General features: G+C 50.9%; 24 protein-coding genes. 22 read left to right on the forward strand and 2 right to left on the reverse strand.

Annotated features, from left to right (window positions below; genetic code table 11):
- Nucleotides 1-121 precede the first annotated feature (121 nt).
- Complete coding sequence (locus tag N3Z11_RS03045) at nucleotides 122-427, forward strand: metalloregulator ArsR/SmtB family transcription factor (protein WP_260655664.1); 306 nt, start codon at nucleotides 122-124, stop codon at nucleotides 425-427.
- A 177-nt stretch (nucleotides 428-604) separates the two neighbouring features.
- On the opposite strand, the gene rpsT is transcribed toward N3Z11_RS03045, so the two are convergent.
- On the reverse strand, nucleotides 605-877 hold the full coding sequence (rpsT, locus tag N3Z11_RS03050; protein WP_068067404.1) for a 30S ribosomal protein S20: 273 nt from the start codon (nucleotides 875-877) through the stop codon (nucleotides 605-607).
- Between the two features lie 173 nt (nucleotides 878-1,050).
- Here rpsT and murJ point away from each other — a divergent pair, with 173 nt between their 5' ends.
- The 19 genes from murJ to N3Z11_RS03145 all read left to right on the forward strand — a co-directional run bounded on the left by murJ (nucleotide 1,051) and on the right by N3Z11_RS03145 (nucleotide 20,508).
- Nucleotides 1,051-2,628, forward strand: coding sequence for a murein biosynthesis integral membrane protein MurJ (gene murJ / locus N3Z11_RS03055; RefSeq protein WP_260655665.1), 1,578 nt, complete (start codon nucleotides 1,051-1,053; stop codon nucleotides 2,626-2,628).
- 50 nt (nucleotides 2,629-2,678) lie between these two features.
- The gene (ribF, locus tag N3Z11_RS03060; protein ID WP_260655666.1) at nucleotides 2,679-3,608 is read left to right on the forward strand and encodes a bifunctional riboflavin kinase/FAD synthetase; all 930 of its coding nucleotides are present in this window, start codon (nucleotides 2,679-2,681) and stop codon (nucleotides 3,606-3,608) included.
- A 54-nt stretch (nucleotides 3,609-3,662) separates the two neighbouring features.
- Entirely contained in the window at nucleotides 3,663-6,491 is a 2,829-nt protein-coding gene (ileS, locus tag N3Z11_RS03065; protein ID WP_260655667.1) for an isoleucine--tRNA ligase, read from the forward strand.
- Complete coding sequence (lspA, locus tag N3Z11_RS03070) at nucleotides 6,491-6,985, forward strand: signal peptidase II (protein WP_260655668.1); 495 nt, start codon at nucleotides 6,491-6,493, stop codon at nucleotides 6,983-6,985. The genes ileS and lspA overlap by 1 nt, the downstream gene beginning before the upstream one ends.
- A gap of 13 nt (nucleotides 6,986-6,998) precedes the next feature.
- On the forward strand, nucleotides 6,999-7,430 hold the full coding sequence (gene fkpB, locus N3Z11_RS03075) for an FKBP-type peptidyl-prolyl cis-trans isomerase (protein ID WP_260655669.1): 432 nt from the start codon (nucleotides 6,999-7,001) through the stop codon (nucleotides 7,428-7,430).
- Between the two features lie 2 nt (nucleotides 7,431-7,432).
- Nucleotides 7,433-8,362 (forward strand): 4-hydroxy-3-methylbut-2-enyl diphosphate reductase, encoded by a 930-nt coding sequence (gene ispH, locus N3Z11_RS03080; RefSeq protein WP_260655670.1) that lies wholly within the window; start codon nucleotides 7,433-7,435, stop codon nucleotides 8,360-8,362.
- 10 nt (nucleotides 8,363-8,372) lie between these two features.
- Entirely contained in the window at nucleotides 8,373-9,440 is a 1,068-nt protein-coding gene (locus N3Z11_RS03085) for a sensor histidine kinase (RefSeq protein WP_260655671.1), read from the forward strand.
- On the forward strand, nucleotides 9,437-10,147 hold the full coding sequence (locus N3Z11_RS03090) for a LytR/AlgR family response regulator transcription factor (protein ID WP_260655672.1): 711 nt from the start codon (nucleotides 9,437-9,439) through the stop codon (nucleotides 10,145-10,147). Before N3Z11_RS03085 ends, N3Z11_RS03090 begins: the two co-directional genes overlap by 4 nt.
- Before the next feature lie 204 nt (nucleotides 10,148-10,351).
- Nucleotides 10,352-10,924, forward strand: a complete 573-nt coding sequence (locus tag N3Z11_RS03095; protein ID WP_260655673.1) for a GspH/FimT family pseudopilin — start codon at nucleotides 10,352-10,354, stop codon at nucleotides 10,922-10,924.
- Nucleotides 10,925-10,953: 29 nt separating this feature from the next.
- On the forward strand, nucleotides 10,954-11,436 hold the full coding sequence (gene pilV / locus N3Z11_RS03100; protein WP_260655674.1) for a type IV pilus modification protein PilV: 483 nt from the start codon (nucleotides 10,954-10,956) through the stop codon (nucleotides 11,434-11,436).
- Nucleotides 11,437-11,438: 2 nt separating this feature from the next.
- Entirely contained in the window at nucleotides 11,439-12,404 is a 966-nt protein-coding gene (locus tag N3Z11_RS03105; RefSeq protein ID WP_260655675.1) for a PilW family protein, read from the forward strand.
- 1 nt (nucleotide 12,405) lies between these two features.
- On the forward strand, nucleotides 12,406-12,906 hold the full coding sequence (locus N3Z11_RS03110; protein WP_260655676.1) for a PilX N-terminal domain-containing pilus assembly protein: 501 nt from the start codon (nucleotides 12,406-12,408) through the stop codon (nucleotides 12,904-12,906).
- Between the two features lie 25 nt (nucleotides 12,907-12,931).
- Nucleotides 12,932-16,210: a pilus assembly protein gene (locus tag N3Z11_RS03115; protein ID WP_260655677.1), complete on the forward strand. Its 3,279-nt coding sequence runs from the start codon at nucleotides 12,932-12,934 to the stop codon at nucleotides 16,208-16,210.
- 14 nt (nucleotides 16,211-16,224) lie between these two features.
- Nucleotides 16,225-16,647: a type IV pilin protein gene (locus N3Z11_RS03120; protein ID WP_260655678.1), complete on the forward strand. Its 423-nt coding sequence runs from the start codon at nucleotides 16,225-16,227 to the stop codon at nucleotides 16,645-16,647.
- A gap of 77 nt (nucleotides 16,648-16,724) precedes the next feature.
- Nucleotides 16,725-17,204: a prepilin-type N-terminal cleavage/methylation domain-containing protein gene (locus N3Z11_RS03125; RefSeq protein ID WP_260655679.1), complete on the forward strand. Its 480-nt coding sequence runs from the start codon at nucleotides 16,725-16,727 to the stop codon at nucleotides 17,202-17,204.
- Nucleotide 17,205: 1 nt separating this feature from the next.
- Nucleotides 17,206-18,144 (forward strand): PilW family protein, encoded by a 939-nt coding sequence (locus N3Z11_RS03130; RefSeq protein ID WP_260655680.1) that lies wholly within the window; start codon nucleotides 17,206-17,208, stop codon nucleotides 18,142-18,144.
- A 17-nt stretch (nucleotides 18,145-18,161) separates the two neighbouring features.
- Nucleotides 18,162-18,533: a hypothetical protein gene (locus N3Z11_RS03135; protein ID WP_260655681.1), complete on the forward strand. Its 372-nt coding sequence runs from the start codon at nucleotides 18,162-18,164 to the stop codon at nucleotides 18,531-18,533.
- A gap of 125 nt (nucleotides 18,534-18,658) precedes the next feature.
- Nucleotides 18,659-20,095 (forward strand): hypothetical protein, encoded by a 1,437-nt coding sequence (locus N3Z11_RS03140; RefSeq protein ID WP_260655682.1) that lies wholly within the window; start codon nucleotides 18,659-18,661, stop codon nucleotides 20,093-20,095.
- On the forward strand, nucleotides 20,095-20,508 hold the full coding sequence (locus tag N3Z11_RS03145) for a type IV pilin protein (protein ID WP_260655683.1): 414 nt from the start codon (nucleotides 20,095-20,097) through the stop codon (nucleotides 20,506-20,508). The genes N3Z11_RS03140 and N3Z11_RS03145 overlap by 1 nt, the downstream gene beginning before the upstream one ends.
- A gap of 102 nt (nucleotides 20,509-20,610) precedes the next feature.
- Here N3Z11_RS03145 and N3Z11_RS03150 read toward each other — a convergent pair whose 3' ends face one another.
- Nucleotides 20,611-21,156, reverse strand: a complete 546-nt coding sequence (locus N3Z11_RS03150) for a GspH/FimT family protein (RefSeq protein ID WP_260655684.1) — start codon at nucleotides 21,154-21,156, stop codon at nucleotides 20,611-20,613.
- 179 nt (nucleotides 21,157-21,335) lie between these two features.
- On the opposite strand from N3Z11_RS03150, the gene N3Z11_RS03155 reads away from it, so the two are divergent.
- Both N3Z11_RS03155 and glnB read left to right on the forward strand, forming a co-directional pair.
- Nucleotides 21,336-22,964 carry an NAD+ synthase gene (locus tag N3Z11_RS03155; RefSeq protein WP_260655685.1) on the forward strand — a complete coding sequence of 543 codons (1,629 nt, stop codon included), beginning with the start codon at nucleotides 21,336-21,338 and terminating at the stop codon, nucleotides 22,962-22,964.
- 9 nt (nucleotides 22,965-22,973) lie between these two features.
- Nucleotides 22,974-23,312, forward strand: coding sequence for a nitrogen regulatory protein P-II (gene glnB / locus N3Z11_RS03160; protein WP_031567605.1), 339 nt, complete (start codon nucleotides 22,974-22,976; stop codon nucleotides 23,310-23,312).
- The last annotated feature ends 2 nt before the right edge of the window (nucleotides 23,313-23,314 follow it).

Genomic DNA, 23,314 nt, shown 5'->3' on the forward strand with positions numbered 1-23,314 from the left:
ATAAAAGTATCAGTAGTTTAGACTTTGTTGTTAATTTGTTATTTTATTTGGGTTAATGTGTTGTGTTTTTAATTGCTGCTAGTAGATAATGAGACGTCTAGACATGCACGGTGTAACTGAAATGAACTTACAAGATATGTTGAATAATTCAGCTAAAGCAGTAAAGCTGCTGAAAGCTGTTTCTAACGAACGTCGACTGCTGATCCTATGTCATTTGTTGGCAGGTGAGTTATCTGTTGGGGAGATGAATGATAAGCTCGGACTGAGTCAGTCGGCTTTATCACAGCATTTAGCGTTGTTACGTCGTAATAAGCTGGTAAAAACCCGTAAAGAAGCACAAACGGTGTTTTACAGTATGAACAGCAAAGAAGCAGAAGCGGTGATCGGTTTAATGCACCATCTTTATTGTGCAAAAATGCCGGTGTAGTTGGAGCCGGTATCTTAACCAGGTAAAAAAACATCGATAAAAAAAGCCAGCAACAGCTGGCTTTTTGTATTTAGCGGCGACCAAACGGATATCAATAGCAGGGCTTATCGGTCTGAGTGGCTGCCATAAACTGCAGATACAAAAAAACGCCTTTCGGCGTTTTTTTGTTGGTGTCAATTAAGCAGCTGTTACCAATGCCTTAACGTGGGCATTTAAACGTGACTTATGACGTGCAGCTTTGTTCTTATGGATCAGACCTTTGTCTGCCATACGGTCAATCACTGGAACCATTTTCTTGAACGCTTCTTGCGCAGCTACTGCATCAGAAGTTAACACTGCTGCGTAGGTTTTCTTGATGAAAGTACGCATCATTGAGCGCTGACTTGCGTTTTGCTGACGACGCTTTTCTGATTGAATAGCGCGTTTCTTAGCAGACTTAATGTTAGCCAAGGTAACACTCCTAAAAACTAAACCGGGACTCTTTAAAGGCCGCATAATATGCCTATTTTGTAGGCCCTTGTCAAATGATTTTACCAGCCTAAAGCAGAATTAAATCCTTGTTGCACTGGTATTCACAGAAGGCTCAGGCGACAATAGCGCGCAATGGGAAAAAGGAGAGTTTTGTGTCAGCTAAGTTATTAAAATCAGGCATGATTGTCAGTGTGATGACGCTCATTTCTCGGGTGCTTGGCCTGGTGCGTGATGTGGTCACAGCCAATGTGTTGGGTGCCGGCGCTATGGCTGATGTGTTTCTGATGGTGAATCGGATCCCTAACTTTTTGCGTCGTTTATTTGCCGAAGGTGCATTTTCCCAGGCATTTGTGCCTGTGTTGTCTGAAGTAAAAGCCAAACACGGTGATGACGCTGTGCGGGAGCTGATGGCTAAGGCCGCCGGTACCCTGGGTTTGATTGTGACTGGGGTGACTTTACTGGGCATGATCGGTTCACCTGTGCTGATGGCGTTATTTGGTATGGGCTGGTTCCAGGACTATCTGCAGGGCAATGCCGGAGGCGAAAAATATAGCCACGCCAGTTTTTTGTTAAAAATCACTTTTCCCTATTTATGGTTTATTACTTTTGTCGCCTTATCGGGCGCTATTCTGAACACTTATAACAAGTTTGCCGTTGCCGCATTTAGCCCGGTGTTTCTGAATATTGCCATGATAGCGGCGGCTTTGTTATTAACTCCTTATCTGGACGACGCTTCCACAGCACTGGCCTGGGGTGTGTTTTTAGGCGGTCTGCTGCAGTTTGTGTTTCAGCTACCTTTTCTGGCAAAAGCCGGTTTGTTGGTCAGGCCACGTTGGGCCTGGAAAGACGAACACGTCACCCGCATTCGTACTCTGATGATCCCGGCTTTGTTTGGTGTGTCGGTCAGTCAGATTAATTTGTTGCTGGATGCTGTCATCGCCTCTTTTTTAATGACAGGCTCTGTTGCCTGGTTGTATTACTCAGACCGTCTGCTGGAGTTTCCGCTTGGCATCTTTGGTATCGCCATCGCCACTGTGATTTTGCCTAATTTGTCGCGGCAGTTTGCCACCGATGACCAGCATGAATTTAAGCGCACTCTGGACTGGTCATTCAGCCTGATTTGTTTGCTTGGATTGCCTTCGATGGCTGGTTTAATAGTGCTGGCTGAACCCATTTTACTGACGGTATTTGCGCACGGTAAATTTTCCGCTTTTGATGCCAGCCAGGCCAGTTTAAGCCTGATTGCTTATGCCTCAGGCCTGGTGCCCTTAATGCTGATTAAGGTACTGGCACCGGCTTTTTATGCCCGGCAGGACATTAAAACCCCGGTGCGTATTGGTATTATTGCGATGGTGGCCAATATGGCGTTTAACCTGATGTTGGCACCTTTTATCAGCTATGTTGGGTTGGCGCTGGCAACAGCCTTGTCGGGCTCGCTGAATGCCTGGTTGTTGTACCATGGCTTGGTCAAGCGGGATATTTACCGTCTGAACAGTAACACTTTGTGGCTGCTTGGCAAAGCCGTGCTGGCGGCGGCTTTGATGGCTGCGCTGATGTTCTGGTGTTCGCCCAATGTTGCAGGTTGGCTCAGTATGGCTTTTGCTGTTAAAGCCTGGACCTTGTTGTGGCTGGTTGCCATGGCCGTGCCGGTCTATTTTGGCCTGCTTTGGCTCTTTGGCGTGCGTATCAGTCAGCTGAAAAGACAGACAATTGCTGAAACTAAAAGCTGATGCAGTTATAATCGGCCGTTTAGACAGCAACTCAGAGTAGTTTATCCGGCATGGAGCTTATTCGCGGCCTGCATAATATCAAACCTGGTCACCGTGATTGTGTGCTGACCATAGGTAATTTTGACGGTGTGCATCTGGGGCATCAGGCGGTGCTTGCGCAGGTGAAACAGATTGCCGCTGCGCTGGATTTACCTGCTGTGGTGATGGTGTTTGAGCCGCAGCCGCTAGAATTATTTAAACCCGAAGCTGCACCGGCGCGGTTAACCCGGTTTCGGGAAAAATATCACTGGCTGGCCAGATTAGGTTTAGACCGGCTGCTTTGTGTGAATTTTAACGCTGACTTTGCCGGTCAGGAGCCACAGGCTTTTATTGAGCAGTTATTGCTGGGCAAGCTCGGTGTGCGGCATCTGATTGTTGGTGATGATTTTTGTTTTGGTAAAAACCGTGCCGGTAACTTTGCTCTGTTGCAACAAGCCGCGGCAAAGTACGGTTTTGGCCTGACCAGCACCGCCAGCTTAAAACAGGATGACCAGCGGGTATCCAGTACTTTGATCAGGCAAGCGCTGGAGCAGAATGACCTTACTCAGGCAGAGCAAATGTTAGGCCGGCCCTTTTCGCTGATGGGGCGGGTGCGCCATGGTGAAAAAGTCGGGCGTCAGCTTGGGTTCCCTACTGCCAACGTCTGGTTATACCGCAATAAATTGCCGGTACGGGGTGTGTACGCTATTGAAGCTTTTACCGCCCATGGCCATTTTCATGGTGTAGCCAATATTGGCGCCAGGCCAACTTTGCAGGGCAAACAAGAGCAACTGGAAGCGCATTTTTTTGATTTCCAGGGTGATTTATACGGCCAGCAGATTGAAGTGCTGTTGCGCCATAAGCTCAGAGCTGAGCGCAAATTTGCCTCGCTTGCTGAGTTACAACAACAAATTCAGCTGGATGCTGCCGCGGCGCGGCAGTTTTTCGGCAATATCAATTAAAATTTGCAGGCACGCCAAAGCGGGTCAACACAGAACTAACACGGAAATAATCGGATGACAGACTATAAAGCAACGCTGAATTTGCCGGATACGGCTTTTGCCATGCGCGCCAACCTGGCGCAACGTGAACCGCAAATGCTGGCAAACTGGACCAAGGCTGACTTATACGGCCAGATCCGTGCTGCTAAAAAAGGCAAAAAAACCTTTATTCTGCATGATGGTCCTCCGTATGCAAACGGCAGTATTCACATTGGTCACGCCGTAAACAAAATTCTGAAAGACATTATTGTTAAAGCCAAAACGCTGGACGATTTTGACGCACCTTATGTGCCGGGCTGGGACTGTCACGGCTTGCCTATTGAGCTGGTGGTCGAGAAAAAATACGGCAAACCAGGTGTGAAGTTATCTGCGGCCGAATTTCGGGAAAAATGCCGTGAATATGCTTTAACGCAAATTGAAGCGCAAAAAACCGATTTTATCCGCTTAGGCGTTTTGGGGGACTGGAATAACCCATACCGTACTATGGATTTTGCGTTTGAAGCCAATATTATCCGCTCTTTATCACGTATTATCGAAAATGGTCATTTACAACAAGGCTTTAAACCGGTGCATTGGTGTACCGACTGTGGTTCGGCTTTAGCGGAAGCTGAAGTGGAATATCAGGACAAAGTCTCTCCTGCCATTGACGTGCGTTTTGCTTTTGTTGATGAAGCCGTTGCCGACAAATTTGACCATCCACAAGGTCATAATGGTCATGGCCCGGTGTCCGTGGTGATTTGGACCACCACCCCCTGGACTATTCCGGCCAACCGCGCAGTTGCAGTGAATGCCGAGTTAAATTACAGCCTGGTGCAGGTCGAAGAAGGCCCTAACGGCGCTGAGCGTCTGGTGCTGGCGACAGATTTAGTCAAAGACGTGATGGCGCGTGCCGGTATCGAAAAATACCATGCTTTGGGTTTTTGCAAAGGCGCCGCACTTGAGCTTTCACAGTTAAAACACCCGCTCTATGACTTTAACGTACCTGTAGTGCTGGGCACTCATGTCACTACCGACTCTGGTACTGGCGCTGTGCACACTGCACCTGGCCATGGTCAGGAAGACTTTGTGGTAGGTCAGCAATATGGCCTGGAAGTGGCGAACCCTGTCGGCGCCAATGGGGTATATTTACCGGACACGCCGCTTTTTGCCGGTCAGCATGTATTTAAAGCCAACGACTCAGTGGTTGAAGCGTTAAAGGCGGCCGGTGCGCTGTTGGTGCATAAAGCTTATAACCACAGTTACCCGCATTGCTGGCGCCATAAAACGCCGATTATTTTCCGTGCCACACCTCAGTGGTTTGTCAGCATGGAGCAGGCTGGTTTACGTGCCAAGTCATTAAGTGAAATTGACAATACCCGCTGGATCCCGGACTGGGGTCAGCAGCGTATTGAAAAAATGGTGGCAGGTCGTCCGGACTGGTGTATTTCCCGTCAGCGCACCTGGGGCGTGCCTATTGCACTTTTTGTCGACAAAGACACAGGTGCTTTACATCCAAACAGCAAAGATCTGATGGAGCAAGTGGCAAAACTGGTTGAGCAGCAGGGCATTCAGGCCTGGTTTGATTTAGATGCCGCTACTTTGTTAGGCGCCGAAGCTGCGCAGTACGTGAAAGTGACCGACACCCTGGATGTGTGGTTTGACTCTGGGGTAACCCATGCTTGTGTCATTGACCCGCGCCCTGAATTTGGCGGCGCTACTCAGGCCGACTTGTATTTAGAAGGTTCGGATCAGCACCGCGGCTGGTTTATGTCCTCGTTAATGACCGGCGTTTCTATTAAGAACCACGCACCGTACAAACAAGTGTTAACCCACGGTTTTACTGTTGACGGTGAAGGCCGCAAGATGTCGAAGTCTTTGGGCAACGTGGTGTCGCCGCAGGATGTGATGAACAAACTGGGTGCCGATATTCTGCGGTTATGGGTGGCCACCACTGACTACACCTCAGAAATGACAGTGTCGGATGAAATTTTAAACCGCGCTGCCGATAAATACCGCCGTATCCGCAATACCGCCCGCTTTATTCTGGCCAACCTCAATGGTTTTAACCCGGCGACCGATTTAGTGCCGCTCAATGAGCTGGTGGAGCTGGATTTATGGATGGTGCAACGTGCTGCGGCGCTGCAGCAGGAAATTATTGCTGATTATGACGATTACCAGTTCCATCAGGTCAGTCAGAAGCTGATGAATTTCTGTACTGTTGAGCTGGGTAGTTTTTATCTGGATGTGATTAAAGATCGGCAGTACACGGCAAAAACCGATGGCCATGCCCGTCGTTCTTGCCAGACGGCGCTTTATCATATTATTGAGGCCATGGTGCGCTGGATGGCACCAGTGATGAGCTTTACCGCCCAGGAAATCTGGGAGAGCCTGCCACAGCGCAGCGAGCCATTTGTGTTTACCGGCGTCTGGTATCAGGGTTTTGCCAAGGTGCCAGAGGGCAAAGTTGACAATACCTTCTGGCAGCAGCTGCTTGAGGTACGCGACGAAGTGAACCGCGTGATTGAAACTGTGCGTAAGGAAGGCCGCATCGGCGCTTCATTACAGGCCGAAGTGACCTTATATGCGGATGCAACTCTGGCACAGGCGCTGCGTCAGCTGGGTGATGAGCTGCGTTTTGTCCTAATCACCTCAACAGCCACAGTGGCTGAAGGTGCAGCACCAGCTGATGCGATTGCCACTGCTATCGCCGGTTTACAGGTGCAGGTGCACACCTCAACTGCAGCCAAGTGTGATCGCTGCTGGCACCACCGTCACGATGTCGGCGCCAACGCTGCTCATCCGCTGATTTGTCTGCGTTGTGTTGACAACGTCGAAGGTGCCGGTGAAACAAGGATTTTTGCATAATGACGTTGTTTAAAGAGTCGGGCTGGCGCTTCTGGTGGCTGGCCCTGTTAGTGTTAGTGGTCGACCAGCTGACCAAAATCTGGGTATTACAGCGTTTTGAACTGGGTGAATCTATTCAGTTGTTGCCGGTATTTAACTTTACCTATGCCCGTAACTATGGCGCTGCCTTTTCGTTTTTAGGTGACGCCGGTGGTTGGCAGCGCTGGTTGTTTACGCTGATCGCCGTGGTGGTGTCTGTCGTACTCAGTGTCTGGTTATCGCGGTTACAACGCGCTGAATGGAAATTGTCGCTGGCGCTGGTGCTGATTGTATCAGGTGCCATCGGCAATTTGATTGACCGTAGTTTGTACGGTTATGTTGTTGATTTTTTACACGTTTATTATCAGGAATGGCATTACCCTGTGTTTAATATTGCCGACTGCGCCATCACTATTGGTGCAGCCTTGTTAATTTGGGACAGCTTTTCACCCGATGTGGTGGAGAAAACGAAATAAGAGTGGTTGAGTTATGTTGATTGGAGCTGGCAGTACTGTCATTTTTCACTTTGATATTAAACTGGCGGATGGCAGTGCCGCAGAAAGTACAAGGGTGCATAACAAACCGGCGCGGCTGCAAATGGGTGATGGTTCTTTGTCACCGGCTTTTGAAGCCCAGTTAACCGGCATGCAGGCCGGTGATAAAAAGACTTTTACGCTGGCGCCGGAAGATGCTTATGGCATGCCAAACCCAGACAACATTTATTATGTTGACCGCAGTAAGTTTTCGCTGGAAGCGCCGGCACAGGTGGGCATGATTGTTGGTTTTGCCATGCCGGATGGTTCTGAATTACCGGGCCTGATCCGCGAAGTGGTGGGCGATTCAGTGACTGTCGATTTTAACCATCCACTGGCCGGTCAGACGCTGACCTTTAATGTAGAAATTGTGCAGGTAACCAACTAAAGATGGATATTTTTCTCGCCAACCCCCGTGGTTTTTGTGCCGGTGTTGACCGTGCCATCAGTATTGTGTCCCGTGCTTTAGAGCTGTACGAGCCGCCGATTTATGTGCGCCACGAAGTGGTACATAACAAATTTGTGGTGGACGGCCTGCGCCGCAGTGGTGCAGTCTTTGTGGATGAGCTGGACGAAGTGCCGGATGGCAATATTGTGATTTTTTCAGCGCATGGTGTATCACAGGCGGTGCGGGAAAATGCCAGACAACGGGGTTTAAAAGTCTTTGACGCCACCTGTCCGCTGGTCACCAAAGTGCATATGGAAGTGACCCGCGCCAGCCGCAAAGGCGTGGAGTGTATTCTGATTGGTCATGCCGGTCACCCTGAAGTGGAAGGCACTATGGGCCAGTACGACAATGAAGCCGGTGGCATTTATCTGGTGGAATCGGTGGAAGATGTCGAGCGGCTGGTGGTGAAAAACCCAGCTGAGCTGTGTTTCTCCAGCCAAACCACTTTATCGGTGGACGACACCGCTGATGTGATTGATGCGCTGCGCAAAAAATTCCCGGACATTGAAGGCCCGCGTAAAGACGATATTTGTTATGCCACGCAAAACCGCCAGGATGCGGTGCGCGAGCTGGCGGCTAAAGTGCAGTTGTTATTGGTGGTTGGCGCCAAAAACAGTAGTAACTCCAATCGCTTACGTGAACTGGCCGAAAAAATGGGCTGCACAGCTTATTTAATTGATACCGCTGCTGATATTCAGCAAAGCTGGTTAGCCAATGTGACTGCGGTGGGCGTTACTGCAGGGGCTTCAGCACCTGAGGTGTTAGTGCAGCAAGTGGTGCAACAGTTAAGCGTCTGGGGTGGCAAACAAGTGATTGAACACCCGGGCCGTGAAGAAAACGTGGTATTTGCCGTACCGGCAGAACTGCGTTAAGGCCACAACCATGGCAGCTCAGCCGGCATCCAGTTTGCAGTTTGAGCAGTTATTGCCGGCCTTTTGTCAGGGCCGTATTGTCATCCGCGTGTTGGTGCTGGCTCAGGCATTAGCAATTTTGCTGGCACTGGCGCCTACATTGGATCACGACTTCTGGGCCCGGCTGGGCCTGATGTCGCTGTTTGTGCACTGGGTTGCGTTGTTAACAGTGGCGCTGTTGTGTCAGTTTAAAAAACCTTTATTGCATCTGAAACCGCGTCAGCTCAGCAGTGTGGCGCTGCTGCTGCTGCTGTTGATCACCTGGCTGGTCAGTACTGCCGCTTTTGGCTTACTGAGTCATCATGGCTGGCAAAGCCGCGCCGACTATTTTGCCTTTTTATTACAAACCATGCTGATCGCGCTATTGGTCGGTGGCATGGGTATTCAGTTATTTGCCCTTTATATTGAACACAGTTGGCGGTTGCAGGCACAGTCGCGCTCTGAGCTGGATGCACTGCAGGCCAGAATTCAACCACATTTTTTATTTAACAGCTTAAATACAGTGGCCGAGCTGACACAGCAGGATCCAGCTGCGGCTGAAACCGCTTTGCTGGATTTAGCCAGTTTATTCCGGGCAGCTCTGAATGCCGGCGCTGTGGCCGAACTTACCGAAGAGCTGACGCTTGCTAAAAGATATCTGGCGCTGGAGCAGTGGCGCCTGGGGGACAGGCTCAAGTTACAATGGCAAGTGCCGGACGAGTTACCCAAAGCACAACTTCCTTGTCTGACATTACAACCTTTGCTGGAAAACGCCGTGCATCATGGCGTGGAGCCTTGCCCGCAAGGGGGGCTCATCCGTGTTGAGCTGCAGCTTTCTGCCACTTCTATCACCATCATGATCAGCAATCCTATTCCCAATGCTCCTGCGCAGGGCGGCAATGGCATGGCGCTTGAAAATATCAGGCGACGGCTGGAGCTGCAGTTTGGTGATGCCGCCAGACTCAGCACCCACAGCCGTGCGCAAAGCGGCGATGAACCGGCTGAGTTCAGGGTCAAGCTGGTGATCCCGCTGGCTGGGCGTAGCGGGAGCCTGCGATGAACATTTTGCTGGTGGATGATGAACCTCTGGCCCGCGCCAGATTAAAACGTTTGCTGCAGGCATTTGCCGGACATCAGGTGGTGGGCGAGGCCAGTGACGGTGACACTGCACTGGCGCTGGCCGGCAGTTTGCAACCTGATCTGGTGTTTCTGGATATTCAAATGCCGGGCCGTGATGGTTTAAGTGTGGCGGGCGAATTGTTACATCTGCCACTGCCGCCTGCAGTGGTGTTTTTAACCGCCCACCCGCAACATGCGCTGGAAGCCTATCAGGTGGCGCCGGCCGGTTATCTGCTTAAACCCGTCAGTCCTGAACAACTGGCGGCTACATTGCAACGGATAGGCCTGACCACCAAAGCTCATCTGCAAAAACAGCAGGCGCAGCAATGGCTCAGTTATAAAAGTGGCAACAGCTTGCAGCGGGTTGAACTGCAACAGATGTTTTATCTGCAGGCCGAAGACAAGTATGTGCGTTTTGTGTTTGCCGGCGGTGAGGCCTTGAGCGATCTCAGCCTGAAACAACTGGAAGAACAGTTTCCGCAGGATTTAATCCGTATTCACCGCAATACCCTGGTGCTCAAACGCCGCATCAAGGCACTGCATCTGCAGGAAGGTAGACATTTGCTGGAACTCTGGCAGTGTGCTCAGCGCCTTGAAGTGAGCCGGCGCGAGCTGCCGAAAATCCGCCAGTTGCTCGGTGCTGGCTAAGCCCTGGTTTTACCGCCGCTGTTACAACTTCAGTGTTCATCGATTCAGTCGCCACAGCAGTGGCATGAAAGCTGATTGACCGTTTATCGGCTGTTCTGACCTTTGGTCAGAAAAGGCTGTTATTTCACCAATGTTTGCCATTAGATTACGATTCGGCAACAACTTAGTTGCCTGTCGTTATCTTGTGGTAGGTGGGAGGCAACAATGCCGGTACAAAAATATCATTCTCAGTTTGGTGTCACCCTGATTGAATTACTGGTGGCAATGACCATTCTGGCCATCAGTCTCAGCATTATGCTGCCATCATTTGGCTCTTTAATCGGGAACAATAAACTCCTGGGTCAGGCTGACGAAATCCGTACTGCGCTGGTATATGCCCGTAGTGAAGCTATCCGGCTGAATGAAGCTGTGGTGTTTTGCCACTCCAATAACAATATGACCTGCACAGTGCCAGGAGCCAATGGCTGGGAAGGCTGGATAGTGCAAACCGCAGCTGTTGCGCTGGCTGCTCCGGCTGTACCTGCCTTGCGCGCCGGCTTTTTCCCATCAGCACCGATGAAAGTGACGTCAGATGCCAATCTGACCGCTGCCGGTCATATTGTCCGTTTTACCCCTCAGGGTCTGGCCAGAATGCCGGCCAATAACACGCCGTTATCGGCGCAAATCCGTTTTTGTATTGCACAGGCTCAAACCAAGCCAAATATCCGTGACCTGCAGTTCGATTCCGGTGGTCGCATTGTGCTTCGTTCATCCGATGCTTCGGGTGTATGCGCTTAAGCGCAACATGAATAATGGAGGAACAGTTGATGAAATTCGCTTCCCGCCGGCCGAAAATGGGCCATCAACCCGGGCTGAAACAGCAACGAGGTGTGTCCTTGCTGGAAGTGCTGATTGCGGTACTGGTGCTGTCGCTTGGTTTATTGGGTGTGGCCGGTTTACAAACCGCCAATATCCGGAACACCCAAAGTGCTCATCAGCGCACTATGGCTGTGCTGCTGGCCAGCAGTATGGCTGAACGTATCCGCGCGAACGCCGCAGCTGCAGTTAATGGCAGTTTTGTGTTGCCGCTGCGTTGCAGCGCTATGTCGCCCGGTGCGTCTATACAGAGTGTGGAGCAAGCCAGTTGGCTGACAGAAATCATGACCGCATTTGGCAACTCAGGCACCAGCTGTGGCGGCGTGACTTATAACGCCGCCACCCGAACTTATATTGTGACTGTGCAGTGGGACGACTCCAGAGCCTTGGGCGGCAGTACCACTATGACTATTACTCACGTGGCAAGGATTTAATGATGAGGTTGTGCAGTAAAAAAGCAGCGCGGGGGTTTTCACTGACCGAACTGATGGTGGCCTTGCTACTGGGCTCTTTTTTAGTGGCTGGTGTCATTGGTGTGTATCTGTCGAATGTTAGTACCAACAGGGTGAATCAGCAGATCAGTGAGTTACAGCAAGCCAGTCAGGTAAGTTTTCAGCTGCTGAGTCAGGATGTACAGCATGCCGGTTACGCCGGTTGTGGCAATGTGATGGCGGCTCATGTGTTTAATGCGCTGAATCCGCCGTTGGCCTGGTGGAATAGCTGGACCGGCGGTATACAGGGTTTTGACTCTGGTGGTTTTCCGGATTTCAGTAATGGTGCTGTGGTGCCGCTGCCCAATACGGACGCACTGCAGGTGATGTATGGCCGTGGTGTCAGTGCTTCAGTCGTTGCGCATAATGCTGCCGGCAACCCGGCTATGGTCATTAATCAGAATCTGGCTGGCATAGTGGCCAACGATATTGTGATGTCTTGTGATTCGAAATGGGGACTGATTTTTCAGGTGACCGCGGTCAACGGCACAGACCTGACCCACGCTGTTGGCGCAGGTGCGCCCGGTAACCGAACCCTGCAATTTGGTGTAGCCCCCAATGGAGTAGCTTATCAGCGCAATATCAGTAGTGACGCCGGCTTTGTCATGCCAATGGAGTCATCTGCCTGGTTTGTGGGGACCCGCAACAACCTCAACTCGTTATACCGGGTGGTGGTGGTGGCAGGCCAGGTCAGGGTGGAAGAAATTGTACCCAATGTTACCAATCTGCAGTTGCAGTATTTGCAAAGAGGCACTGCCAACTATGTGGATGCCCCTGCGGTGGCGGACTGGGAAACAGTGGTGTCAGTGCGTGCTGTGTTAACGCTGGCTGATAACCCAAGTGCTCCTGTGGCCCTTGCGCTAAGGGAAATCAGTCAGGTGGTAAATTTACGCAACAGAAGGGAGCTGTAAGATGAAATATCCGATATCTCAGAACCGTGGTATGGCGCTGGTGGTGAGCCTGTTATTGCTGGTGGCTATGACCTTGCTGGCGGTGAGCGCCATGCGAAGCACTACCTTACAGGAAAAAATGGCCGCTAATTTTAATGACAGGGAAATTGCCAAACAGGTGGCTGAGGCCACAGTGCGGCAGGTTGGGACTAATTTATTGCCGCCGGCACCCGGCGCTGGCTGGTACAGAGCTGCGCTGCCAGCACCTGTCGCGGGAGCGCCGGATTTATGGCAAGACCCTTTGGCCTGGGCCAACCGGGGTCAGGTTGCTGTGGCGGTGAATGGCACCAATTACACCGGCGAATTTATGGTGGAGAACCTCGGCATGTGGCCGGATCCACAAAATCCAACCTGTAAAGTGACCGATCCTCTGTGTGAAAAACAAACCTACAGAGTGACGGCAAGAACGGCGCCTCAGGCAGGGCGGGCCAGTGTAACCATTCAGGCTATCTGGCGGATTTAAGCAGTATGATGGCGGGAGAACCATGATGTCATTTGCAACAAAACCTTTTGCTATTCACGGTAGCTGGCTGCTGGTTAGTGCTCTGTTTGCGGCCAGCACAGTACAAGCGGCCATCAATATTGCACAGGCGCCGCTGGAAACCGGCACGGCTGTTGACCCGAATATTTTATTTGTGCTGGATGATTCAGGTTCAATGCGCTGGGGTTTTATGCCGGACGAATTATCCGACAACTTTAACCTTGGCAGCGGTTGTGATGATGAGGTGACTTTTGCCGGCGTGAAGGTCAAACGTTGTAATGCTGAAGGTCGTAAGTATCTGGCTTCCAGCCATTTGAATACTGTTTATTTTGACCCGACCGAAAACTATCCGGTACCGCTGAAACCGGATGGCGTGAGTTATTACCCAACCCCTTCTTTTACCAATGCACCCCATAATGGCTATGATTCGTCGTCATCCAAAGTGGATTTAAGCAGCCAATACCGGGCTTTAATTGCTGATTATTACTGGCCCGGATTTTCTATCACGTCCAGCACCAGTAGTTATAGTGCCGGGCCGGCGTTTTATTTTAAATACCGCACGGGATGTACTTCCAATCCACGCAGTGACGCTTGTTATGACCTGGTCAAAGTAACGGATTTGTCAGCAGCAGAAAAACAAAAGTTTGCTAATTGGTTTTCGTTTTACCGTACCAGGCTGATGCTTGCCAAAGCTGGTGTTTCTGCAGCTTTTCATAGTCAGTTGCAGTCGATGCGGGTGGGTTATGGGGCTATTAACAGTGGGGTGATCAGGGCGGACGTAGCCCCCTTTGGTGGCGGCAACCGTACCGGCTTTTTCAGTTGGTTACATGATAAAGAAGCTACGGGTGGGACACCTTTGCTGACGGCTTTGGACACTGCAGGTAAGTATTATCAAAGTGATAAACCCTGGCTGACGGTGCCCTCTGATCCGGATTCCGCCATGCTGGAATGCCGGCAGAGCTTTACCATTCTGATGACAGACGGTTATTACGATGGTTCGGTCAGTGCAGGCGGTAACCAGGATGGTAGCGACGGCAGCACTATCACAGGGCCAAATAACCCGGATTACACCTATAAAGCCAGCGATCCGTTTCGTGACGGTGAGAGCAATACCCTGGCTGATGTGGCGATGAAATACTGGAAAACCGATTTACGCCCGGATCTTGCCAATACAGTGCCTGTGCCTTTGCCCAATTTAAACCCGGCGTTCTGGCAGCATATGGTCACTTTTGGTGTTGGCTTAGGGGTGACAGGTTCGGTCACAGCACAGCAGGGTTTTGATGCTGTAACCAGCAAAAGTGCCGTCAATTGGTGGGGCGGCTCTGAAAAGCAAAACAAAATTAACGATTTATTGCACGCCAGTGTCAATGGTCGTGGTGGTTTTTTCAGTGCCAACAAACCCAGTACTTTTGCTTCTGGCCTGGCCAATACCTTAGCCAATATTTCCGCCCGCGCTGGTTCAGCGTCGAATATTGCCGCCACCGCTATTAACTCATTACAAACTGAGTCCAATGTGTATCAGGCGCGTTTTATTGCCGGTGAATGGGCTGGCGATTTATGGTCATACAAAGTGGATGATGTCAGTACTCCGGTATGGAAAGCCAGTGAACAACTACCGGCACCTGCTGCACGCAATATCTGGTTTGGCAGCAGCGGCAGTACCGGCAATGCCAAGGCTTTTGTCTGGAGCGAAATGAACGCTGCCGAGCAAAAAGCTTTTAATAACGATGCGGCCGTGGTGGATTACATCCGTGGCGATCGCAGTAAAGAAAAGAAAAACGGTGGCCTGTATCGTGACAGAACCAGTCTGCTCGGTGATTTGGTGAACTCATCGCCGGAGCTGGTTTCTGCCCCTGTGGATATGAGTTATCACAGATATAGCTGGTCTGGTGCCAGCTCTTATCGCAGCTTTTTGGAAAGCAACGTCAAAAACCGCCCTGCGGTGATTTACGTCGGTGGCAACGACGGCATGCTGCACGGTTTTAATGCCGACACAGGCCGGGAGTTGCTGGCCTTTATTCCGGCTGCTGTGATGGCGCCAATTGGTGGTCAAACGGTAAATGTGCTGAAAAAATATTCAGAGCAAAATTATCAGCATATGTTTTCTGTAGATGGTTCGCCGACAGTGGTGGACGTGTTTGACGGCAATAACTGGAAAAGTGTGCTGCTTGGCAGTCAGGGCCGCGGTGGTAATGCTTTGTTTGCGCTGGATGTCACCAATCCTGAACGTTTTGGTGGCAATAACGTGCTGTGGGATAAAAGTTTTGCCGAGCTTGGGGTGTACCTGGGGGAACCTCAGGTGTTCCGCCTGAACAGTGGGCACTGGGCCTTAGTGGCTGGTTATGGTTACAACAACAGCAGTGATCAGTCTGGTATTTTGCTGATTGATGTGCTGACCGGCAACATCATTAAAAAATTGCCTACCGGCAAAGGCAGTGCCAGCGACTCGAACGGTATGTCTGAAATCAGTACTCTGGATATTAATAACGACGGCAATATCGACTGGGTGTATGGCGGCGACTTGCACGGCCATATCTGGAAGTTTGATTTGTCTGCAGCCAGTGAATCAGGCTGGGCTATTGCCAACAATGGTCAGCCTTTGTTTTCAGCAGTGAATGCACAAAATAAAAGGCAATCTGTGACCGGTGGTGTACTGGCGAATATTGACCCTAAAACCGGCAAAGCCTGGGTGTTTTTTGGTACCGGCCGTTATTTAAATCAGGACGACCCAGCCAATGCCGAACAACAAACCATGTACGGCATTATTGATGGTCCAACCGTCAGCTCCAGAGCTGAACTGGATGCGCGCACTATTACCACTGTGGGTGATAAGCGGGTTGTCAGTTATGCAGCTCAGCTGAGCGCAGGTAAAAAAGGCTGGTACATGGATTTAGTCGACACCCATGAGCGTATTGTGGATATGCCTTCCATGCTGGGCGGCGATCTGGTGCTGAACACCACCATTCCGGATACCAATGTCTGTAATCCAAGTGGTTCCGGTTACATTATGGCGGTATCGGCTTACAGCGGTAGCCGGCTGAAAAAGATCTTCTTTGACAGCTCAGGCGACAAAAACTTCGACAATAGCGACAAAGTACAGATTTCCGGCAAAGCCACCGATGTCAGTGGGATTCGGGTTGGTAGCTTGAACAGCGTGGTAACTTTTGCCAAAAATGGCAGCAATGTACTGGCGCTTGCCAACTGTGACGGCGTCAATATGTGTGGTACAGCTGTGAATGCTTCAGTGGCAAGACAGATGTTGTCCTGGCATGAAATCAGTAATTAGATCAAGGAGTAATAATGCATAAGCCGCGTGGGTTCAGTTTAATGGAAATGATGGTGGTGGTGGCAATTATTGGTATTGTCGCCGCTGTAGCAATGCCGGCCTACAGCAAATATGTGTTGGAAACCCGCAGGGCATCCGCGACGGCCTGCATGAATGAACTGGCACAGTTTATGGAGCGGGTTTATACCGGTTCGATGGACTACAGCCAGTCCAATGGGGTGGCGACAATCTTGCCAGAAACCAGTTGTCGTATTGATTTGGCAGACTTTTATACTTTCAGCCTCAATGCTGCGCCCCAGACTTTTCTGCTGACCGCAGCGCCAAAGGGGCCGCAGCTCAAAGATACCAGTTGCGCCACTTTAACTTTAAATCAGGCTGGCATTCGTACAGCTGCCGGTGCCAATACCGCAGCCATAGTACGCAAATGCTGGGGATAAAAATGCGCTGAAGTTTGATTTTTTGTTTTTAAGATGTAAATTTAAGGTAATCAAATCGGTGTAAGGATGCATCGCTTATGAAAGGATTCACCTTATTTGAGTTGTTGATCTGTTGTCTGCTATTCAGCCTTGGCATGCTTGGCGCTTTGAGTTGCCAGATTTATGCAAGACAGCAGGTGTTACAGGCGCAGCAGCGGCTTATGGCAGCTGCTGTGGCCGCCGATGTCATGTCCTCTTTGCAATCTGTGTCGGTCAGCGCACGGGGTTTTCAGGCCGATATACAGCAAAAACCGGCGACAGGTAGCTGCGATCAGCCCGGCCTTTGTAATGGCCAGCTGCTGTTGCAGGCGCAACTGGCCGCCAGTCTCAGTGGCGTGTTTCAGCCCTCAGCCATCTTACCTCAGGCACAACTTTGTATCCGTAGCAGTGCCGCAGGCCCGGCCATCAGCCTGAGCTGGCAACCGGTGCAAAAATCGTCTTTTCAAAGCAAGTCCAGCCTGTGCCCGCTCAAAACCGGTCATTTTCAGCTGGAACTGGTGCCAGGCAGGGGGCTTTGAGATGAATTTCTGTCACGAGCGTGGCTGGACTCTCGTTGAAATGCTGATTGCGATGGCGCTCAGTTTATTACTGACCCTGTTGCTGGTGAACAGCTGGCAAGTGAATCAGCAAGCCTTCAAACAAACCAGTCAGCTGGCGGAAATGCAGCAGTCGGGTCAGTTTGTGCTTGGTTTTTTTCAGCAGGAACTGTTAAACCAGAATTTTTGGGCCGGTGCTGATCCGGGGTTATTGCGCCCTGTTGCGGGTCTTAGTGTGCAGGGGGATTGCCGTAGTCTGTTCGATAGCGGCAGCTTTCCAAAAAACGCCACGGCCTTTGTGCCCATGCTGTCGGGGATTGTTGGCGCAGTCTATACCCCGGATTGCTTGAGCTCCGCCCACAAAGGCTCGGCTTTTTTACAGCTTAAACGGCTGGCAGGAGCACCCTTGACTGCCGCCACCGCTAAAAACAACAGAGTTTATCTGCAGCAACAAGGGCGCTCATATCGTTTTGTCAGTCAAGCTTCAGGTGCTGCAACTGCTACTTATTGGCCTTATTTACATCAGGTTTTTTATGTGGCACTGCAAACCCAGGGTCGGCAGCAGGTGCCGGTACTGATGCGCAAACGTCTGGTGCGTCAGGCCAGCGGCCAGCTGACGATGGATACAGACTCTGTGTTGGATGGCGTGGAGATGATGCATTTTGACGCTGGCATCGACAGTAATTTTGATGGTCAGGTTGATTATCTGCAAGACGTGGCGCAAGTCTCGGCCGATGTCTGGCAACAACGCAGCGGTCAGGTATTACAACTGCGTTTTTATGTGCTGGTTCGCAGTGTGATGCCAGACAACACCTATACCAATGTGCAGCAGTACACCTTGGGACAACGGCTGTTCCAGGCACCCGGCGACCATTACCGCCGTTTGTTGGTGTCCAGCGCAGTCACCTTTCATAACCATTAACTGAAGGAGCAATCAAGATGCAGGCCAAAGGATTTGTGCTTGTTGTCTGTTTGTGTTTTATCGTGATGGTCAGTGCCATGGCGTTCAGCGCTCTGACCATCAGCCAACTCAGCCAACGGATAGGTATGGCAGGGCAGCTGCAAACGCAGCGTTACCTGAGCATGAAATTAAAACATCTGCAGCAGTTGCAACAACTGTCAACTAAACCTCAAGCCGGTGCTGATAGCATCAGCTGCCCGGCACAACTGGCGGTTTGGAGTGAGCCTCAGCTACAGTGCCAACTGTTACAGTTACAAAGTGTGGCCAGTGATCCCGATGACGCCGAGCCCTGGGGCACTTTGTTATGGCGCCCGGATTTCACTGCTGTTGTGGCTGGAGGTGTGTCATGAAGAGCCTGTTTTTGCTGATAAAGTTCAGTCTCTCTGTTTTGGTGCTGGGTGTTCCACTGCAGCTGATGGCGGCTAAAACGGCGACCGGGAATGCTACAGCTGCGACTGGATCCGGAGTGCCTGCTGTGACAACAACAGAGCGCTATTATCAGTTGCAACCTGATTTAACGTACCGGCCGCTGAGCCAACCCTTTGCAACCAACCAGAGTTTTTGTCCCAAGCCGCGCCCTGACACAGTACCACTGCGTTATCACGACAGCAGCGGTAAACCGCTTTGGTTGCAACTAAGCAATGAAAGTGGTCAGTTACGCTGGTTTGGTGACACAGATAGTGGTGTTTTAGTCTCTAATGCACCCCCGGCAGCTTTGCCTGAACCGGCCGTCGCTTCGCCTTTGCTGCTGACGGCAGCTGTTCCGGCTGGGGTCAACACAGGTGTTGCTGCTTCGCCTGAAGTTATTTGGCATGATTTGGCTGCTAATCAATATCAGCGGGCAGATTTAACCGATCTGCAGGCACCACGCTTAAGATGGCGCTGGTCAGTGCCTTTGGCACAGCAAATCCCCTGGTTACAAACGCCGGTGCTGCAGCGCTGGCAAAACCAGCAAGAAGTATTGCTGATCAATTCGGCCACAGCTGCCACACCACGACTTTGGTTGTTGCAGGCTGACAGCGGCAAAATGTTGGCGGAATTTGACCTGCAGCATTACGCCAGTGGGCAGCAACCTGTAGCTACGCTTGGGGCATTAAAAGCAGCACCAGCAGCGCTGGATTTGGACGGGGATGGTGCTTTCGACCGTGTTTATCAGATTGATGAACAAGGACAATTGTTGCGGCTTGATGTCAGCCCTGATTTGAGTTACCAGAGCGCGCTGGTCGCTGACTTGTCGGGGAAGAATGCTGTTTATGTCAGTCCCTTGTTGGCGGTAAGGGCTATATTGCCGGGTAACCTGGCCACAGTGGCCAGCCGTCAGGCGGTTGATGTGTTGGTACTGCTGGCTAAAAGTCAGAGTCAATATCAGCTGCTAGTGTTATTTTTAGCGGATGACATCAGTTCCCCTTTATTAGTCAGTGATTTACAGCAAGCAGGATTTGCAGCACAGACACAAACACAGATACAGGTACAAGCAGCGCCTGCGGCTTCGCCAAGCCAGTTCATGCAACTGAAGCGGAGCGCGGGCTGGTTGTTGCCGTTATCTGGTCAGCCGGTTTGGCAACCCCAGCTGATAGCGGGTGTGTTGTACCTGCCGCTGCAAAGTGCCGCACAAAACAGCTTGTTATGTGCAGATGCGAGGCAGGCTGACTCGTTACTGGCGCTTCATTTGTATCAGGCCACAGCTGTTTACAGTGAGGCAGAGCTTGATATCAATATGCAATTGCCACTTCGGCTGACTGCTGCTGCGGATGGTAGTCTGCAGTTACAGCAAAGTAAGGATGGGGTTTTAATACTGGAGGGGTTGCATGGAGTCAGCGAGAGCTGTGCTGGCTGCACTGAAAAGCTGAATGTGGCGCAGTTATCACAATGGCGGCAGCTGGCGATTTACCGTCAGGAAGAGGTGTACTAATGGCCGCTGTGAAACCCGTTAGCCAGGGTTTTGTGCTAATTGAAATCATGGTGGTGGTGGCGCTGATTGGCATTATTTTATCAGTGGCTTTGCCCGGTTATCAGCAGCATGTACTTGGCAGTTACCGGCGTGAAGCCTGTGCTGAGCTGCTCAAAGTGGCCAATATGCAGCAATTATTATTGGCTGAGCAATACAGGTACAGCGCCGATCTCACCGAGTTTGGTTTTGCCCACAGCAGTTATCTGACCGAATCAGGGCGTTTTCGCATCTCGGCAGTGTTAACCAGTCAGGGTTATCAGCTCAATGCCATGGCTACCGGGGCTCAGCAAAAAGACAGCGATTGCCAGTTATTCCAGCTGGATCAGTATGGGGTGAAAAGTAGTCAGCCCGCTAGCGACTGCTGGTTGCCATAACGCTATCAGTTTTTGAATTGCCCTTTGCTGCATTAAAAAATCCTCTGCGCTTAGGCGAAGCACGGAGGATTTTTGTTATTTGCACGGGCAACAATGCGGAGGTTATTGCGGGCAGGGCGTGTCAACATAGTGCAGCTGGCTGCGACCAGCCTGGCTGATGCTTAGCTTGTAATGCCAGTGATATTGTTTAGCACAATAAATAAAGGTGCCGTTTTGCAGCACATTTAAACTGCCATCCCGGCGAAACTGCAGTTGCTCCCTGTTGTAATACAACCAATGTGAATTGATAGGTTTGTCCAGTTGTTGCAACATGGCCAGGGCACCTGAGCCCGGTGTCTGGCGCAGGATCTGAATAGGCACCTGCCACCACTGATTGACACATTGATTGCCCTTAAGCGGGCAGAAAGTCACAGTACTGCCCGAACTAATGGCCTCGACTCTGGCATATTGCAGTTGTTGTTTTAATTGCCGTACATAACTTTCGGCCTGTTGCCTGGCCACCAGCTCCTGTAGCGATGGTAATCCCAGCATCAATAACAACAGCATCAGATTCAGTACTATCATCAGTTCGAGCAGACTAAAACCTTGTTGTTGCAGTTGTTGGCACTGGCCTGAGGTGCGCTTTTTTATGGCAATAAAGGCGGGCATCACAAAATCCTTTTTGTGTAGCGGGTTCTGATAACCATAGCGCAGTTTTTTGCGGCGGCAAATTTACCGGATGCCTTGCTTCACAAGGAGCTGCGGCGCAGAAGGCGCGATATCGGGTTTGAGAATCCCCTGAAAAATCGCTACCATAGCGCGGAATTTTTCTGAACAGGTCAGGCCTTATGTCGCAGTCTCTTTCAATCAGTCTGGTGCAGCAGCAGTTTCCGATAGGTGCAGTAAGGCAAAACGTGTTGCAGGTGATTGAACTGGCCAACACCGCAGGCACAGATCTGGTGGTATTTCCTGAACTGACACTCACCGGTTATCCACCGGAAGACTTGTTATTCCGTGATGACTTATTCACTCTGGTGGAAACAGGGTTACAGGACATTCAGGCGGCAGCATACCCAGGTGTATTGGTGGTGGGGCATCCATGGCGTCAGGATGGCCTGTTATACAATGCTGCTTCTGTCATTCAAAACGGCAAGCTGATTGGCCGCTATTTTAAGCAGGAACTGCCAAACTACGGTGTGTTTGACGAAAAACGTTATTTTACACCAGGCAATGCCGAAGATATCTGCACTTTTACCATTAAAAATCAAACCTTTGCTGTGCTGATTTGTGAAGACGTCTGGCATGGCCATCCGGCAGCCGCCGCTAAAGCCGCAGGCGCGGACTGGGCTTTGGTGCTCAATGCGTCCCCTTATGAAACCGGCAAAATCGCCCAGCGCCAGCATCTGCTCTCCACACTGGCAGAACGTTTACATCTGGGTTTTGTTTATGTCAATCAGGCACAAGGCCAGGATGAGCTGGTGTTTGACGGCAGCTCAATGCTGGTCAACCCGGATGGCAAACTGGCACTGCAGGCGCCGGCCTTTGAACGCGATATTTACCGGGCAGAACTGCACAAAAATTCTGCCCATGTTTTTGCCAGTCACCAGCTGGTGCAGCCGTCACCTTTGTCCTTTGAAGCTGAGGTGTATCAGGCCTTAGTGATGGCCACCCGCGATTATATTCAGCAAAACGGTTTTCCGGGCGCTGTACTTGGCCTGTCCGGCGGTATTGATTCGGCCTTAACCCTGGCTATTGCTGTGGATGCCATCGGCGCCGACAAAGTGCAGGCACTGATGTTGCCGTTCCGCTATACCTCGTCGATGAGTGTGGAAGACGCCACAGCCCAGGCCAACACCATGGGCGTAAAGTTTGACATAGTGTCGATTGAGCCTATGTACGACAGTTATATGCAGCAACTCACCCCACTTTTTGCCGGTAAAGGCGTGGATACCACAGAAGAAAACCTGCAAGCGCGTTTGCGCGGTGTGCTGCTGATGGCAATGTCGAATAAAACCGGCAAAATGCTGTTAACCACGGGCAATAAAAGCGAAGTGGCTGTGGGTTATTGCACCTTGTACGGTGATATGTGTGGTGGTTTTGCCGTCATTAAAGACGTGCCAAAAACCCTGGTGTTCCGTTTGGCGGCATATCGCAACAGCATATCGCCAGTGATCCCACAGCGGGTGATCGACAGACCCCCTTCAGCTGAGCTGGCACCTGGCCAGACCGATCAGGACAATCTGCCGCCTTATGATGAGCTGGACGCTATTATTGAGGCCTATCTGGAGCAGGATAAATCGCTGTTGGAGATAACGGCGATGGGCTATGCTGAAGCAACAGTCAAACGTGTACTGAACCTGATTGATTTAAATGAATATAAAAGACGTCAGTCGGCGGTGGGGCCAAAAATCACCAGCCGGAACTTTGGTAAAGACAGACGCTATCCGATCACTTCGGCCATGCGCAAACAGCGGTAGAATCAGTATATGAAAAAGATTGAAGCTATTATCAAACCCTTTAAGCTCGATGATGTACGTGAAGCGCTGGCCGACATTAATGTCACCGGTATGACAGTGACTGAAGTCAAAGGTTTTGGCCGGCAAAAAGGCCATACTGAGCTGTACCGTGGCGCCGAATATATGGTGGATTTTCTGCCAAAAGTGAAGCTGGATATTGTGGTGGCGGACGATCAGGTCGACCGTTGTGTTGAAGCTATTATGAAAACAGCCCAGACCGGCCGTATTGGCGATGGCAAAATTTTTGTGTTTGACGTAGAGCGGGTCATCCGTATCCGTACCGGCGAAGAAGACGAAGAAGCGATTTAATC

Source organism: Rheinheimera sp. 4Y26 (assembly GCF_025245835.1).
Lineage (GTDB): Bacteria > Pseudomonadota > Gammaproteobacteria > Enterobacterales > Alteromonadaceae > Pararheinheimera.